Annotated in this window: 11 protein-coding genes, 1 rRNA gene and 3 pseudogenes (1 of these 15 only partly in view); 7 read left to right on the top strand and 8 right to left on the bottom strand. The window is 40.0% G+C overall.

The window, feature by feature from the left end; all coding sequences use genetic code 11:
* Positions 1-106: 106 nt before the first annotated feature.
* Together ACQY1X_RS06820 and ACQY1X_RS06825 are read right to left on the bottom strand one after the other, a co-directional pair.
* Positions 107-616 carry an inorganic diphosphatase gene (locus ACQY1X_RS06820; protein ID WP_002732961.1) on the bottom strand — a complete coding sequence of 170 codons (510 nt, stop codon included), beginning with the start codon at positions 614-616 and terminating at the stop codon, positions 107-109.
* Between the two features lie 1,095 nt (positions 617-1,711).
* A complete protein-coding gene (locus tag ACQY1X_RS06825; protein ID WP_002732401.1) occupies positions 1,712-2,890 on the bottom strand; it encodes an AI-2E family transporter in 1,179 nt (392 codons plus the stop codon).
* Positions 2,891-3,175: 285 nt separating this feature from the next.
* On the opposite strand from ACQY1X_RS06825, the gene ACQY1X_RS06830 reads away from it, so the two are divergent.
* The 3 genes from ACQY1X_RS06830 to ACQY1X_RS06840 all read left to right on the top strand — a co-directional run bounded on the left by ACQY1X_RS06830 (position 3,176) and on the right by ACQY1X_RS06840 (position 5,434).
* Complete coding sequence (locus ACQY1X_RS06830; protein ID WP_002733815.1) at positions 3,176-3,484, top strand: type II toxin-antitoxin system PrlF family antitoxin; 309 nt, start codon at positions 3,176-3,178, stop codon at positions 3,482-3,484.
* Positions 3,485-3,595: 111 nt separating this feature from the next.
* A complete protein-coding gene (locus ACQY1X_RS06835; RefSeq protein WP_052275630.1) occupies positions 3,596-4,594 on the top strand; it encodes an IS630-like element ISMae24 family transposase in 999 nt (332 codons plus the stop codon).
* 195 nt (positions 4,595-4,789) lie between these two features.
* Entirely contained in the window at positions 4,790-5,434 is a 645-nt protein-coding gene (locus ACQY1X_RS06840; protein ID WP_430014235.1) for a hypothetical protein, read from the top strand.
* Between the two features lie 429 nt (positions 5,435-5,863).
* Here the strand turns inward: ACQY1X_RS06840 and ACQY1X_RS06845 are convergent, their stop codons facing one another.
* Both ACQY1X_RS06845 and ACQY1X_RS06850 read right to left on the bottom strand, forming a co-directional pair.
* Positions 5,864-6,352 (bottom strand): DUF3368 domain-containing protein, encoded by a 489-nt coding sequence (locus ACQY1X_RS06845; protein ID WP_430014236.1) that lies wholly within the window; start codon positions 6,350-6,352, stop codon positions 5,864-5,866.
* Positions 6,345-6,596 (bottom strand): UPF0175 family protein, encoded by a 252-nt coding sequence (locus ACQY1X_RS06850; RefSeq protein ID WP_002764591.1) that lies wholly within the window; start codon positions 6,594-6,596, stop codon positions 6,345-6,347. The genes ACQY1X_RS06845 and ACQY1X_RS06850 overlap by 8 nt, the downstream gene beginning before the upstream one ends.
* 120 nt (positions 6,597-6,716) lie before the next feature.
* Here ACQY1X_RS06850 and ACQY1X_RS06855 point away from each other — a divergent pair, with 120 nt between their 5' ends.
* A complete protein-coding gene (locus ACQY1X_RS06855; protein WP_430014237.1) occupies positions 6,717-7,871 on the top strand; it encodes an ISL3 family transposase in 1,155 nt (384 codons plus the stop codon).
* A gap of 145 nt (positions 7,872-8,016) precedes the next feature.
* Here the strand turns inward: ACQY1X_RS06855 and ACQY1X_RS06860 are convergent.
* A pseudogene (locus ACQY1X_RS06860) lies at positions 8,017-8,895 on the bottom strand (ISL3 family transposase); the annotation flags it as partial.
* Between the two features lie 88 nt (positions 8,896-8,983).
* On the opposite strand from ACQY1X_RS06860, the gene ACQY1X_RS06865 reads away from it, so the two are divergent.
* Positions 8,984-9,970, top strand: coding sequence for an IS30-like element ISMae39 family transposase (locus tag ACQY1X_RS06865; protein WP_430015507.1), 987 nt, complete (start codon positions 8,984-8,986; stop codon positions 9,968-9,970).
* Between the two features lie 7 nt (positions 9,971-9,977).
* Here the strand turns inward: ACQY1X_RS06865 and ACQY1X_RS06870 are convergent.
* Positions 9,978-10,325: pseudogene (locus tag ACQY1X_RS06870) on the bottom strand (transposase family protein); the annotation flags it as partial.
* 715 nt (positions 10,326-11,040) lie between these two features.
* Between ACQY1X_RS06870 and ACQY1X_RS06875 the strand changes: the two are divergent.
* Positions 11,041-11,806: pseudogene (locus tag ACQY1X_RS06875) on the top strand (IS1 family transposase).
* Here the strand turns inward: ACQY1X_RS06875 and ACQY1X_RS06880 are convergent.
* Together ACQY1X_RS06880 and ACQY1X_RS06885 are read right to left on the bottom strand one after the other, a co-directional pair.
* On the bottom strand, positions 11,803-11,985 hold the full coding sequence (locus ACQY1X_RS06880) for a hypothetical protein (RefSeq protein WP_430014239.1): 183 nt from the start codon (positions 11,983-11,985) through the stop codon (positions 11,803-11,805). The pseudogene ACQY1X_RS06875 and the gene ACQY1X_RS06880 overlap by 4 nt on opposite strands.
* 43 nt (positions 11,986-12,028) lie before the next feature.
* Positions 12,029-13,054, bottom strand: coding sequence for an ABC transporter permease (locus ACQY1X_RS06885; protein WP_002775074.1), 1,026 nt, complete (start codon positions 13,052-13,054; stop codon positions 12,029-12,031).
* 433 nt (positions 13,055-13,487) lie between these two features.
* Between ACQY1X_RS06885 and ACQY1X_RS06890 the strand changes: the two genes are divergently transcribed.
* Positions 13,488-13,706 (top strand): 16S ribosomal RNA (locus tag ACQY1X_RS06890) (it continues 1,269 nt past the right edge of the window).

Below are 13,706 nucleotides of genomic sequence, written 5' to 3' on the forward strand. Positions count from 1 at the left end.
GGAGACTTTTCAGTTATCAGTGAACAGTAAACAGTAATCAGTGAACTGATAACTGATAACTGATAACTGATAACTAACCCCACCAGCAAACTTTTTGCCGCAAACCTTACTTATAAGCAGCAATACACTGTTCAACTAAAGCGGTTACTGCGTCCACATCTTTCCAACCGAGAATTTCTGTGACTTTTTTCTCTAGATTCTTATAGGTTTTGAAAAACTCGGCGATTTCGTCCAAGCGATGGGGAGAGACATCTTTGAGAGATTTTACCTCTGCATAACGGGGATCTTTAGCGGGAACACAGAGAATTTTTTCATCGCGATCACCACCATCGATCATTTCTAACATACCAATGGGACGCGCTGTAATCACACAGCCGGGGAAAGTAGGCTGATCCATGATCACCATACCATCTAAAGGATCGCCGTCATCGGCGAGGGTATTGGGAACAAAACCATAATCACAGGGATATTGTACCGAAGAATAGAGAACGCGATCGAGAGCAAAGGCGTTTAAATCCTTATCAAACTCGTATTTATTCTTACTACCAGCAGTAATTTCCACTAAAACGTTAATTAAACCGGGTTTCGGTTGGGCAGGAATGCGCGATAAATCCACAAGCTTTCTCCAAATACAAGACAATAGCGCCTTTAGAGTCACCTAAAAGCGCAGGCAAAATTAAAAGACACTTTGATTGACTCCGATCCAAATTTTACCCACAAGGGGGATCGGGACGAAGAAAAAAATTTTATCTTGGCAATCGTCTATCTCAATTCTGTCACCTCATTTGCCTCGTTAGGGAGTAGGATGTGTTACCGGTAAGGGGTTCTTCGGTATAGTTAGGCGTGGAGTTATATCCAATCGCTAACAAGGGTAACGTTAGGGTCAGAATTGCGATCATAGTTCCGAGTAAATTGGCCCACCTATGACTAGGAGGTTCGGAAGTCTTCCCTGACGGGTTGCTTGATTCCATAAAGGGGTCGTGTTGAACTCGACAAGTAAAGAATACGAGAGATATACAGAGCAGTCAGCCATCGGCCCTGAGCTTTTGACAAATTACTGCTATTTTTTGCCTTTGGGCTTGGTTAACGTCTCGTTAAAAAGCGAAACATTAACAGCAATACTCTCCCTACTAATTATATTTTACCAATTCTTTTCCAATAGTTCACTCTGATACTTTTCTTGACGATCTCTCCAGATCATGGTCTGTTGGTGTTTGTCCATGTCATACTAAATCAGTTTTTAATAACTGGATTTAGTATCAATCCACAAAAAAAATGTCTGAAAAGCCCAAATATTAAGCGATTCAAACATTTTCTCATTGCAATCGGAGGGTGATATTGACTTTATGTCTTAACTTCGAGCTTACGATAGAAACCTAGCTGTTAATGTAGCCTATTTAACCAAAATATCGATTTTGTGCTGATTTATCGGGATAGACAATCACCTTTTCTTAGAAATTATCCGAGTTTAGAGACAATTGGTTAGCTAATCTCCCAATAAGCTAGGTCTCAGAAACCAGCAAGGCATCCTCAAGCCTTGATTTGTCCTTACTTGTCATGGACAGCGATCAGGGCAAGTGGGGTCAATCTACCAATGTTTACATCATAACTCGATCGAGGGAGAAAAGCCAAGAACCTGGGAGAAAACTGCCGATTTATCCCGGCCAATATTATTGCTCAGATCGGCCTAGATGATGCCGTCAGTCATTCTTCAGCGAGAAACTACCTCGCTAGAGGATTCCGATTCTAGGGGGAGAGAGGGTTTAATTATCCCGTATTTTGTCTCCTCTGGAGTCACTTGACGGATAACCTCCAAAGCTTCCTTGATCATTACTGCCATGGGAACTGCGACAATCACCCCCAGTAAACCGCCCACTCGCGCCCCCGTCAAGACCGAAACCAACACCCAAAAGGGATTTAACCCGGTGACACTGCCCAAAATCCGGGGAGCAATGCCGTTTTCGACAATTTGCTGCACCACTACAGCTACGGCTAAAACTTGCAGAGCTAAACCAATATCGCGCAAAGCTAGTAAAGCTGTCACCGTGACAATGCCTACAGTTCCCCCAAAAGGGATTAAGGCCATGGTACCAATCAACAGGCCGAATAGAAGACCAAAAGGAACTTTAATCGATAAAAATGCCGTGACTAATCCCAGGGCCATGCAGGTGGCACAAATCACCTGTCCGACAAAGTAATTCTGAAAACTTAAGCGTAGGGTTAGGGAAAAGGGTTGTTGGACGGGTTTGGGCAACCATTGGATAATACTCCTCCAGATATCGGGACTGTGGAGAAGTAGATAAAAGGTGAGGATAATGGTTAGCAGCACATCAAGCACTCGCACCACGGTAAAAACGGTGAGATTAAGGGCTAAATTAACGCTTCTTCCCGCTAAAATTTGCAATTCTGCCCCTAAACGACTGTTAAACTGAGCGATAACACCATCGAAACTGATCGGAATCGGTAGATTCATCGTGTCGATTTTGGTATCTAGTTGCATCAGTTGGCGCTGTCCCGAGTCTAACCATTCTGGCAATCTGTTGACAAATTGCTGCGCTTGGGTGAAGACTAGGGGAACTAGGGTGATTCCCACGGCCACAAAAATTAAAATCGTGATCAGGGAAACCACGATCGCAGCTAAACCCCGTTTTAATCCCTGACGTTCCAACCAAGTCACTGGATAACCCAAGAGAAAAGATAGAACGGCCGCTATCAGTAAAATAACAAATAAAGATTCAAAATAGCCAAAAATTGCCGATAATGCCCAGGCATTCAGAACTATAAGTGGTGCAGCTAGAGCAATCACCAGTAAGCGAGATAAGGAATTCAGAGATTGCCACCACGTCTGAACCCAATTGCGTTTCGGGGGAACGACTTTAACTTCCACCATGAAGCCTCTTAAAAGGGTTGTTTCAATACTTGTATTCTGACAGATCGAAGCCGAACCCGCTAACTCAACCGGGGGGAAGTGGGAAGATGGGGTGTGGGATGCTGACAGGTTTAGGTTTACTACAACAACCTTATGGGTGTAACGGGGCATCCTGCCGACATTTAAGGTGAACGGCTCCGTTAGGCTGTAGATATAGTCACTCCATACTTGACAAGACAATGCAGTTGCATTACCATCAAGAGCTAGTTTTTATGGACAAGCTTAGAGGTCGCTATAGCTGCAACGATGGCCCCATGCCCAGAATCCACTCTTACTGATCGCTATCAGACTACAATTCCCGATTCCGTTCGCAAAGCCCTTGGCTTGAATAAGCGCGATAAAATCTGCTACAACATACAGGCCGACGGTAAAGTATGGATTTCCCGGGCTGATGGGACAGAAGAAAATGATCCACTGCTTGGGAAATTTCTGAATTTTCTTGCCCAAGATATGGAACAGAACCCTCAACACATACAGGCAATTAGTTCTAACCTAGTCAATCATGTTCAATCTTTGGTCTCTGGCGTTGATCTGGATCTTGATGAGGACGAATAAGGTTGTCTATAGATCAGCCGGATAGGTGCTAAGTAGTCATGCAAAATTAATTACCCAAATAAAAAATTAAGAAGTATAATACATAAAAAAACGAAGCAGCAGGAAAATACAATGAGATTGATTAGAGACCTAAACCCCGAGAGCCAGAAAATGCTAGAGAGAATTTATCGAGCTAGTAAACATCATCAAGTAAGAGAGCGAGCGAAATGTATACTCTTAAGTTTTCAGGGAACCACGATAGAAGAATTGAGCGGAATATTTGGAGTTACGAGAAAGACCATCTATAATTGGTTGACGGCCTGGGAAGATAGAAAACTAATTGGTTTTTATAATCGTCGAGGAAGAGGGAGAAAACCTAAATTGACAGAAGCACAAGGTCAACAAGTTATTGACTGGGTAAAAGAAGAACCGAAAAGCTTAAAAAAAATCCAGATAAAAATTGTAGAAGAATGGAAATTAACCGTAAGCAAAGACACGATAAAAAGACTCATAAAAAAAATCAACATGAGGTGGAAAAGGGTGAGAAGAGGGGTCGCCAAAACCCCTGATGAGTGGGAGCTTGAGGTCAAACTACCTATTTTAGAAGAACTAAAAAAACAGGAAAAAAGAGGAGAGATTGAGATAGGATATTTGGATGAAATGGGATGGGATTCAAAGCCTTGTATTCCTTACGCTTGGCAAGAAGAAAAAACCACGATAAAGTTACCACCAATTGAAGGTAAAAGACTAAATATTTTAGGAATAATGAAACGAGATAATCAATTATTTTATGAGACACAGGTCGGAACGGTTACTAGCGAGATAGTTATTAATTTTCTGGATAAATATTGCCAAAATATACAGAAAAAAACTGTCATAATAATTGACCAAGCTTCCATTCATACCAGCGAGGCATTTATGGAGAAACTTGAGGAATGGGAAAAGAAAAATTTGAAAATATTTTGGTTGCCCACTTATTCACCTCATTTAAATTTAATTGAAATATTATGGAGATTTTTAAAATATGAATGGATTGAATTTAGCGCCTATAAAGACCGAAAGAGCCTCCTCGCTTACGTTAAAAAAGTGCTGGACAATTTTGGAGGCGAGTATGTAATTAATTTTGCCTAGGTACTTAGTAGAGATTTAGCCGACTACTATTTTCATAAATTCGATGACAAAGTTCGAGATATAAAAATCGGTGAGCTAATTGAACAGAAATCTTATGAGCAGAAATATATCAAAGAACTAGCTCTTGACAAAGAAATTCAAGAATCCAAGCAGCAGGTTTATGGGAATTTTCTAGCTATCTGTAAATGGGTTCTCATGTACGAACTGGTCAAAATGCCTATTGATTTACCTCTTGATCCGTCTGGGGATGATGTGAGTCATAACCTTTCAGTAAAAGTATTTCAAGAAACATTCAGTGAAATTGCACCTGAGTTAGTTTTACTGAGTAGTGACGCAATTCAAAGTATGATATATGGAATTCTACCCTTCCCTCTGAATAAGCTTATCGAAGTCTCTGCTCGTTTAGTTAAGCAGAAAGTTGAAGAGCCCACTGATGAAGATAGCGAGAAAAAGCCACCAAAACCCACAGAGAGCAAGCAAAATCTACCTGAAAAATTACTAGACAAGATAGATCTTGAAAAAAAAGTGGCTGAATATGGTAAGATTAACGATACAGAGAAATTAACTGAGCTTCTCCAAGAACAGTTTGCTTTTCGTTACAGCGTTGCTGTTAGTACGGCTTTGATTTATTTGGAAAGATTGTTTAGATATGAACTGGGGAAATATTACCAGAAATTAGGAGAAATCAACAATCGCCTAATCGGAATGCATCAGTCTGCTGTTAACTTGAATCATAAAGATATTCTAGAACAACTAGGTAAAAAACATACTGACATGAGCCAAAAGTTTGAAGATGCGTTAAACTGTTTGAAAAGGCTTTTGGAATTATCAACCATGTAAGTTTTGGGAAAGTGCAAATGCAGCCTAACAATCCTGTTGGAGCGGACTGTTTAGAGACCTCGGTTGTGTTGCTAAGGCTACTGGCATCCGCTCAACTGGAACGTTATACTGAATCAGTTTTTAATAGCATGATTAACTGCCAATCCAACTTGAAAAACCCGCTCCCTTCTCCCCACTGCTGTGACAAAAAACAACTATCCCCCGATAGCGATCGCAAAAGATTTGTGGTTCTTCGGTTTGTCTTATGCAAAGTACAGGATTATTAAGGAATGAAACTCTTATAGAGAAAGACATTTGGCGATTTTTGTCAATTGTTTTTGATCTAGAGCGAACTAATCAATTAAGTCTCTTGCCAGATAAGGATTTAGTCGATTTATGCCCCCCTATCGAACCATACCAAGTAACGAAGAGCCTTTTTTTTAAGCATACTTACTCTCCAGCTAATCGAAGAACATCATTGACAACTTTATCAGTTAGCCACATTACTTGATGGCGTAACTTAGCAATAACGGGAGCAACAGAAGATAGATAGCCCTGCTGCTTCGCTTTAACTAAAACACCAAGCGTTCCTGAATATTTTAAGCGATATAAATTGGCAATACGTCGGGCTAATTGATCATCAAAAATCAGTAAACTACCTGGATTTTCTAATCCTAAAGCTAAGACCTCAGCTTCTCCTTGCCCTAAATCAATAATAGCCGGAATTAGACTGACTGATTTAACCAGAGTAATTGAAATCCATTCAATTGCCTGAATATTGGGAACATCAATTCCTTTATTTTTACCGATTGCTAATTCTTCGATTACTGCTGGAGGAGTCAAGATTTGAGAATACAAGCGTTGGAGCAATTCCAAGTAGCCCACTTGATGTAAGTACAGTAGAGGAGAGGTGTTGACAATGACTTGAGGATTAGGCATTGACAATATCTTGTTCCAATTGTTCAGTCGTTAAAGAAAAAGGGGAGACTTGATAACGCCCCAAAATAGTTAAAAATTCTACTCGTGACATTCCGGCTAATTGGGCTGCACGTCCTGAAGATAGTTTGTCAAGTTCAAAAAGTTTAACGGCTGCCAATATTTTTAATTCTCTTGATAGATTTTCAGGAGTTTCTTTGAGACTAATTAAGATTTCTTCAGGAATTTCAAGGGAAATAGTGCTCATTTTCTTTCTCTCTCAATAATTGTCTCTATTCTACACCAATAAAATTAGTAGAGCATCAATTGGCTCTTCTAGGTTCTGTGTGAGCATGGTATAACAGTAACACAGAACAGGAGGTGGGTTATGTGGATAAATTTTGATCAACTCCTCGATTTACCAAATGTAACAGTGGTCAATTATCAAAAAATTGCTCAGACAATTTTCCTAAAGCTCGCTCTTTTAAATGAAACAATTGAATGTCCGAATTGCCATCAAACCTTGGACAGAATCAATCAGACAGAGTATAATCTAGTCAGAGATTTGTCAATATTAGGCAATCCGGTATATTTAGAAGTACCACGCCGCCAGTTTCATTGTCAAAAGTGCCAAAAGTATATCAGCGAAAGACTGAGTTTTATGAGATTAAGACAGCCTCAGACAATTCGCTATGAATCGATGATTTATGAGAGAGTAAAAAATTGTAGCATCGAAGAAATAAGTCGAGAAGAAGGGTTAGGATGGTCAGAAGTTGAGTTAATATTTAATCACTGTGCTAAAGAACTAGAAAAGGAAGAGTGGGAAGCACCAGAACGAATAAGCTTGGATGAATTTAGTAACTTAAAAGGACATAAAGATTTCATAACAACGGTCGTAGATCTGGACAAAAAAATTTTACTAGATGTGATTAAAGGACATAAGCAAGAAGAATTAATGGAAGCCTTAAAGGCACAGCCAGACGCAGTTCGGGAGAAGGTGAAAGAAGTGAGCGTCGATATGTGGTCAGGATTTACAGCAGTGATCAAGGAATTATTTCCCAATGCTAAAATCATCTATGACCGTTTTCATGTAATGGATATCATTAATGACGAGCTTAATAAATTGAGAAAGTTAATGGGGGTGCATGAAAAAGGATTACCTCATTTATTATGGAAGAATAAAGAGGACTTAAAGGACGAGCAAAAACAACAACTAGAAGTTATCCTGAAAGAACATCCCTGCTTGGGAATAGCCTGGGAAATGAAAGAAGAAATTAGACAAATTTATCAAAGTAGTAGAACGTTCAGAGGTGCTGAGAGAAAATTGGAAAAATGGATAAGAATAGGCGGGATATTATATCAAAGTAGTGCCAGCATGATCCAGAAGCATTTGCCTGGTATTTGTAATTACTTTGAAAATCATACAACCAACGGATTAATTGAGGGAATGAATACCAAAATCAAGCTTATTAAAAGAATGAGTTATGGATTTACCAATTTTGAACATCTTCGACTTAAGCTGTTTGCTTGCTTTAATTTATAACAAAAATTAACACACGAAAACCAGGAGAGCCATCAATTTTGTTTTGAGGGATAAGAAAAGAGCTAATCTGGAAGAAGTTATCCAACTTCAGACAAAAAAATGCCGAAGAAAAAATATATGGCTCTTCGTTACTCTTTATGCTAAATCAACAGACAAGATGCCAAGATAACATACTTCTAACCCAAAAATTCCGAAAGTTTCTAAAGCCATAGCCTCTTCTTTTTATTAGTTTAAGTTTATTGTTGATTCCCTCGACCACCCCATTCGTTGTCCTTCGCTCGAAATAACTAATTATTTCTCCAAACCAGTTTCGGATTGTTTGACAACTCTTAGTAAAAACACTGGAGGATTTTGCCAACCATTCCGAGATGGATAGCATTCCCTCTGTCGGATTCTCTGAGGTTTCATAAATCTTTCTAAATTCTTCCTTTAATTCCTGCATCTTTTTCAAATTTGGGAAATTTTCTTTGATAGCTTCTAGTTTGATTTTTTGGGTTTCCGTTAAATCTTTTTCATTTTTTAACAAGCTATATTTACTTCGCTTTAAAACTTCTAGCTTCGCTTCTTTTTCCGCTTTCTGTTTTTTATTTCTCTGCGCTTCTACGGCTCTTTTTTCTGCTTTTCTTTGTTCGTCTAACTCTTGATTAATTTGTTTCATTACATGGAATCTATCGGCGACTACCTCGGCCGATGGCATCAATTCTTTCACCAAATTTTTATAGGGCAACCAAAGGTCTATGCTGACTTCTTCAATTTGCTCTAACACCTCTTTTCCCCACCCTGTAAGCGTTTCCCTCAATTCTTCTTGTGTTCGCTTCTCTAGAATAGCTATTAGTTTTCCCGTATCTAAATTTACTAAAACTGCACAGTAATTTTTTTGTCCTTTGACTAGAGCGATTTCGTCAATTCCTAGTCTTTTTAATTTCGATAGGTCTGTCTCTGTAATTTCTTCAGCTATGTCCTCTATCATTCTTTGAATCTCTTCTTCCGTTACGTCATTTCTTCGGCTAACATTCGCCAATTCAAAAATGAAACGCATCAACCTCAAGAGTTGACAAAGAAAGGCTCATCAGGTACTGTCTGATCATTAACAAAAACAAATCAGACCCAAAATGAGCCACCAACATCTTAACATAGAACAAAGAAACTTGCTCTACCAACTTAGTCAGGAGGGAAATTTATCTCAACGGCAAATGGCCGTCTGGCTCGGATGTCATCAAAGCACAATATCACGGGAATTAAAAAGGAATCAAAGTTCTCTTGGCTGCTATCTACCTGACACAGCACAAGCTGAAAGCGAGACAAGGCGAAAAAATGCCAAACAACCCTTTAAAAATGTCAGCGAGTCAGCCTTAGAGTTGGTCAAAGAAGGATTGAAAGATTATCATAGTCCCGAACAAATAGCAGGTCGTCTGAAAAGAGCCAGTCAAGAATCTCTCAGTCACGAAACCATCTATCAAATGATCTATCAGAACTATCACGGATGTGGAGAGTACCAGAAATATTTACGCCGGGGGCTTTGTCAAAGAAAGAGTCGAGGCGGAGCAAAAAGTAAGCGTGGAGGGATTCCAGGGCGTGTAGATATCAGCGAGCGACCAGTAATTGCTGACCAGAAAACTGAAATCGGTCATTGGGAAAGTGACACAATGATTGGAGGCAATCATCTAGGAGTTCTCGTTACTCATGTAGATAAAGCCTCGAAATTTTTAGTAGCAGGATTAGCCAAAAACAAAACCGCATCGGAAATCAATAGAGTCACAGAAAAACTTTTTCAAGAGATTCACCCTGACAAAAGAAAAACCTTTACTTGTGACAAGGTTAAAGAATTTTGTGGACATCAAGAGTTGAGTCAGAAACTAGGAGCAGATTTTTATTTTGCTACTCCTTATTATTCGTGGGAGAGGGGATTAAACGAGCATACCAATGGACTGTTAAGACAATTTTTCCCTAAGGGAACGAATTTTAAAATCGTTAAGCCAGAGGAGGTGGAAAGAGCCGTAAACTTGATTAACAATCGTCCTCGAAAATGTCTTGACTATCGTACCCCGAATGAGGTATTCTATAAAGGTAGATCAGACAGTGATGCAATTCAGACTTGAATTGGCCATTTAAAATATCTCCTTCTTTTAATTGTTCGAGTATATTCTCGGCTAGTCTTTTCGTATAGGTTCGTTTCTTGGCGACAAAATCTAACTCTTCACTAAAAGGTTTTCGACAATTATCGCACTTAAATTGACGACGATTAACCTGTAGGTACACTGGTTGACCTGAGATTGGTAAATCTTTGACTAAATGTCGATGATTTTGGTGGAGTTTATCGCTCTCTAACCCACAACGAGGACAGATTGCTTTTTGATTTTTCGATTCGATTCGGCAAACTATACCGATATTTTCTAGGTGTAGATAGCCTTGAATAGACGTTCCTTTTAGGTTCAAAAATTTGTCAAGTACCATAAGTAAAATACTCTGGTTTTTGGCTATTATATCAAATCTTAACTCGATTGTCTATCTTTTGATATTAACTTATTTGTGCCTTAAGTCCTTTCCTGTATGGATTTCAGCTACTTTTGAGCTTAGGTACTCTCATTGAATTTTATTTTAAGTTAATTATTTGCATAACAATTCCCGAAGAGCCATAGAGAAAAAGAAATGAGGAGAAGCTTTCATGGCAGCACCCTATAGTGATGATTTAAGACAGAAAGCAGTGAGTGCCGTAGAGCGAGGGGAGAAAAAAAAGCCATGTCTGTCGCACCCTCAATATTAGTCGTAATACATTAGACATCTGGCTGAAACGGAAGAAACAAACTGGGACGGTGGCCGCTAAAACTAACTATCGTCGAGGGCCGAAGCCCCAAATTGACGATTTAGGTAATGATTCGGTAGTAGTGGCGTAGCTCTGTTGCTTACCTGGTATGAATTGTGTAAAATATTTATTAATAAAAATAATTGGAACCCGATCAGTCTTTAAACCTCTAGCTTGGGCTCTTCCGGTTTCTGTGTGGAAACGAAGCCTATACTGATAGTTTCTTCGGCAAAATAGTCGTAAAAGTCTTTCTCCGTCAACATTTCACGATTCCATAAGCAAAAATTATCACACAAAGTCGAGAAGAGCCCTAGCTTGATCATGACTTTTCTGATAAATATCTTTTTCTGGCTCCTGTCTTGCTTACTGAAATATCAGTCTAGCACCGAACAAAGTACCCCCCCTAGTTCACCTCCGTTCCCCTGTCCTAATTGTGGTTCTCATTATAGGATCAAGAATGGTTCTATTCATAATGGAAAACCCAAACGTCAATGTAAAGAATGTGGTCGTCAGTTTGTGATCAATCCCACTAATAAAACCGTCTCTGACGAAACCAAACAATTAATTGATAAACTCTTGCTCGAACGAATTTCCTTACGAGGAATTGCTAGAGTAACAGGGGTAAGTTGGTCATGGTTACAAAATTATGTCAACAATAAACTGGCGGCTGTCCCTGGTCAAATAAAGGTTTCGGACAAACCAAAAGGTAAATTGGTTATAGAATGTGATGAAATGTGGTCTTTTGTTTTTTCTAAGACGATAAAGGTCTATATTTGGCGGTTAATTGATAGAAATACAAGGGAAATTATTGGTTGCTATGCGCGGAGATAGGAGTCGTCAATCAGCCCAAAAACTTTGGTGCCAGTTTACCAGGCGTTTACCGACAATGTGCAGTTGCTTACACAGACTTTTGGGAGTCATATAAGACAGTAATTCCCAGTAAACGTCATCGACCAGTCGGGAAAGAAACTGGTCAAACTAATCCTATTGAAAGATTAAATAATACCTTTCGAGAAAGGATTTCTCGGTTGGTGAGAGAGAGTCTATCTTTCTCTAAAAAAATGGAGAATCACGTTGGGGAACCCTTTGGTATTTTATCCATGACTACAATGCACACCTGGCAAAGGATTAAGCCGCCATCACTACTACCGAATCACCACCCAAATGCTCAAAGTCCCTCTCCCGGCTCTCCCAGGTTTGGTGGGTAAAATGTATTCTAAGATACATTCCTCCTAGCGAGGGGGTGGAACGAACCACAGAGACACAAAGGACACAAATATCGATCAATCCTATGTAAGTTAAACTTATCACACAGAACCTAGAAGAGCCCTCTCCCTTCTCCCCACCTCCCTGATTAATAACGGATGCGAGGATCAATGTAAGCATTGATTAAATCGATCAAAATACTGACAAAGACCACTATTGTCGCAAAAAAAGCCATTAATCCCTGCACTGTTGGGTAATCCCGCAGAGAAATCGCCCGATATAACTGATTTCCCAAACCCGGCCAAGAAAAAGTAACTTCCGTCAAGACTGCACCACCTAAAAGAGCCGCAAAAGTTAATCCTAAGACAGTAATTACGGGAATTAGGGCATTTTTCAGCGCATGGGCAATCATAATCGTTTTTTCTGGTATTCCTCTCGCTTTTGCCGCATCTACATAGTCCGCTTGCAAAGTTTGTTTCAGATTAACTCGCACCATCCGTTCAAAAATCCCACTCAAAAGAATGCCGAGAGTAAAACTAGGTAAGGCTAGATAATACAACGCCGTAGGCAACTTATCTAGTTGTAGAGTCATCAGACTATCAAAGGTGTATAAACCCGTAATTGTCTGGGGTGGAGTTTCACTCAAAGGAAAACGAGTCCCCAAGGGAAACCAGCGCAACTGTACCGCAAAAATTAGCTGTAAGAGCATTCCCACCCAAAAAATCGGCAAGGAATAGGTTATCAGTCCAAATAAACGTCCCCCCGCATCTAAGGGGGTATTGGGACGGGAAGCGGTGATAATTCCCAATCCGACTCCCACTATCACCGCAATTAGCATTCCATAAAAAGTTAGTTCCACCGTCGCCGGAAAATGTTTGGCGATAATCTCCCACACCGTCACCCCCTTACTGGTTAAAGAGTCTCCTAAATTGAGACGCATGAGATTGAAAATATAGTCTAGATACTGGAAAAATAGGGGCTTATTCAGTCCTAACTGTTCTCTTAGGGCATTTTTGGCACTTTCAGGAGCGCGGTTGCCTAAAATCGCATCCGTGGGATCACCAGGAGCAACACGCATCAGCAGAAAAACCACCGTCACGATCGTCCATAACATCAAGGGAGCTAGGAGTAAACGCACCAGTAAATAGGATTGTAAAGCAGCGCGGCGAGACATGAGGGCTTTCCTTTCAGAAAATAGATTCTCAAGGAACCATACCCCAAAATCGACCCTGCGATCGAGAGGTACTGAAGAAAAAATTAAATAGAGGAAAATATTTAGTACAAGTAAACTAAAGTAGCCGCACCGACAGTTCTGAGCCAAGGACTACCCAAAAACCCTAAAAGCTGAAAAGCTTATGTAGCAAGGGGTAGAAAAAATATCAAAAAATTTTGCCAAAAGGGGTTGACAAACCAGGGGAAGTTAGATACATTGGTAAATGCGCGGTTGAAGCAAAGCGAAAGCGAAGCGAAACAAACGACGCTCGAACCTAGACAAAACAATAGTTTGAAAGCCAAGCAAAAAAAGCCTCGTTTAGAAGCAATTCTATAACAAAAAAGTCAAACCCGCAAGGGGGAGACAAAAAAAAGTCAAAAGAGTCAAACGATTCATCATGGAGAGTTTGATCCTGGCTCAGGATGAACGCTGGCGGCGTGCCTAACACATGCAAGTCGAACGGGAATCTTCGGATTCTAGTGGCGGACGGGTGAGTAACGCGTAAGAATCTAACTTCAGGACGGGGACAACAGTTGGAAACGACTGCTAATACCCGATGTGCCGAAAGGTGAAACCTAATTGGCCTGAAGAAGAGCTTGCGTCTGATTAGCTA

Origin of the sequence: Microcystis protocystis FBCC-A270 (genome assembly GCF_050500235.1) — a bacterium.
In the GTDB taxonomy this organism is placed as follows: domain Bacteria; phylum Cyanobacteriota; class Cyanobacteriia; order Cyanobacteriales; family Microcystaceae; genus Microcystis; species Microcystis ichthyoblabe_A.

What these genes read in the sequence shown, in the direction of transcription:
- ACQY1X_RS06825 (WP_002732401.1), bottom strand. Translation starts at nt 2,890, where the DNA reads ATGGTGGAAGTTAAAGTCGTTCCCCCGAAACGCAATTGGGTTCAGACG.
- ACQY1X_RS06830 (WP_002733815.1), top strand. Translation starts at nt 3,176, where the DNA reads ATGGCCCCATGCCCAGAATCCACTCTTACTGATCGCTATCAGACTACA.
- ACQY1X_RS06835 (WP_052275630.1), top strand. Translation starts at nt 3,596, where the DNA reads ATGAGATTGATTAGAGACCTAAACCCCGAGAGCCAGAAAATGCTAGAG.
- ACQY1X_RS06840 (WP_430014235.1), top strand. Translation starts at nt 4,790, where the DNA reads ATGTACGAACTGGTCAAAATGCCTATTGATTTACCTCTTGATCCGTCT.
- ACQY1X_RS06845 (WP_430014236.1), bottom strand. Translation starts at nt 6,352, where the DNA reads ATGCCTAATCCTCAAGTCATTGTCAACACCTCTCCTCTACTGTACTTA.
- ACQY1X_RS06850 (WP_002764591.1), bottom strand. Translation starts at nt 6,596, where the DNA reads ATGAGCACTATTTCCCTTGAAATTCCTGAAGAAATCTTAATTAGTCTC.
- ACQY1X_RS06855 (WP_430014237.1), top strand. Translation starts at nt 6,717, where the DNA reads ATGTGGATAAATTTTGATCAACTCCTCGATTTACCAAATGTAACAGTG.
- ACQY1X_RS06865 (WP_430015507.1), top strand. Translation starts at nt 8,984, where the DNA reads ATGAGCCACCAACATCTTAACATAGAACAAAGAAACTTGCTCTACCAA.
- ACQY1X_RS06885 (WP_002775074.1), bottom strand. Translation starts at nt 13,054, where the DNA reads ATGTCTCGCCGCGCTGCTTTACAATCCTATTTACTGGTGCGTTTACTC.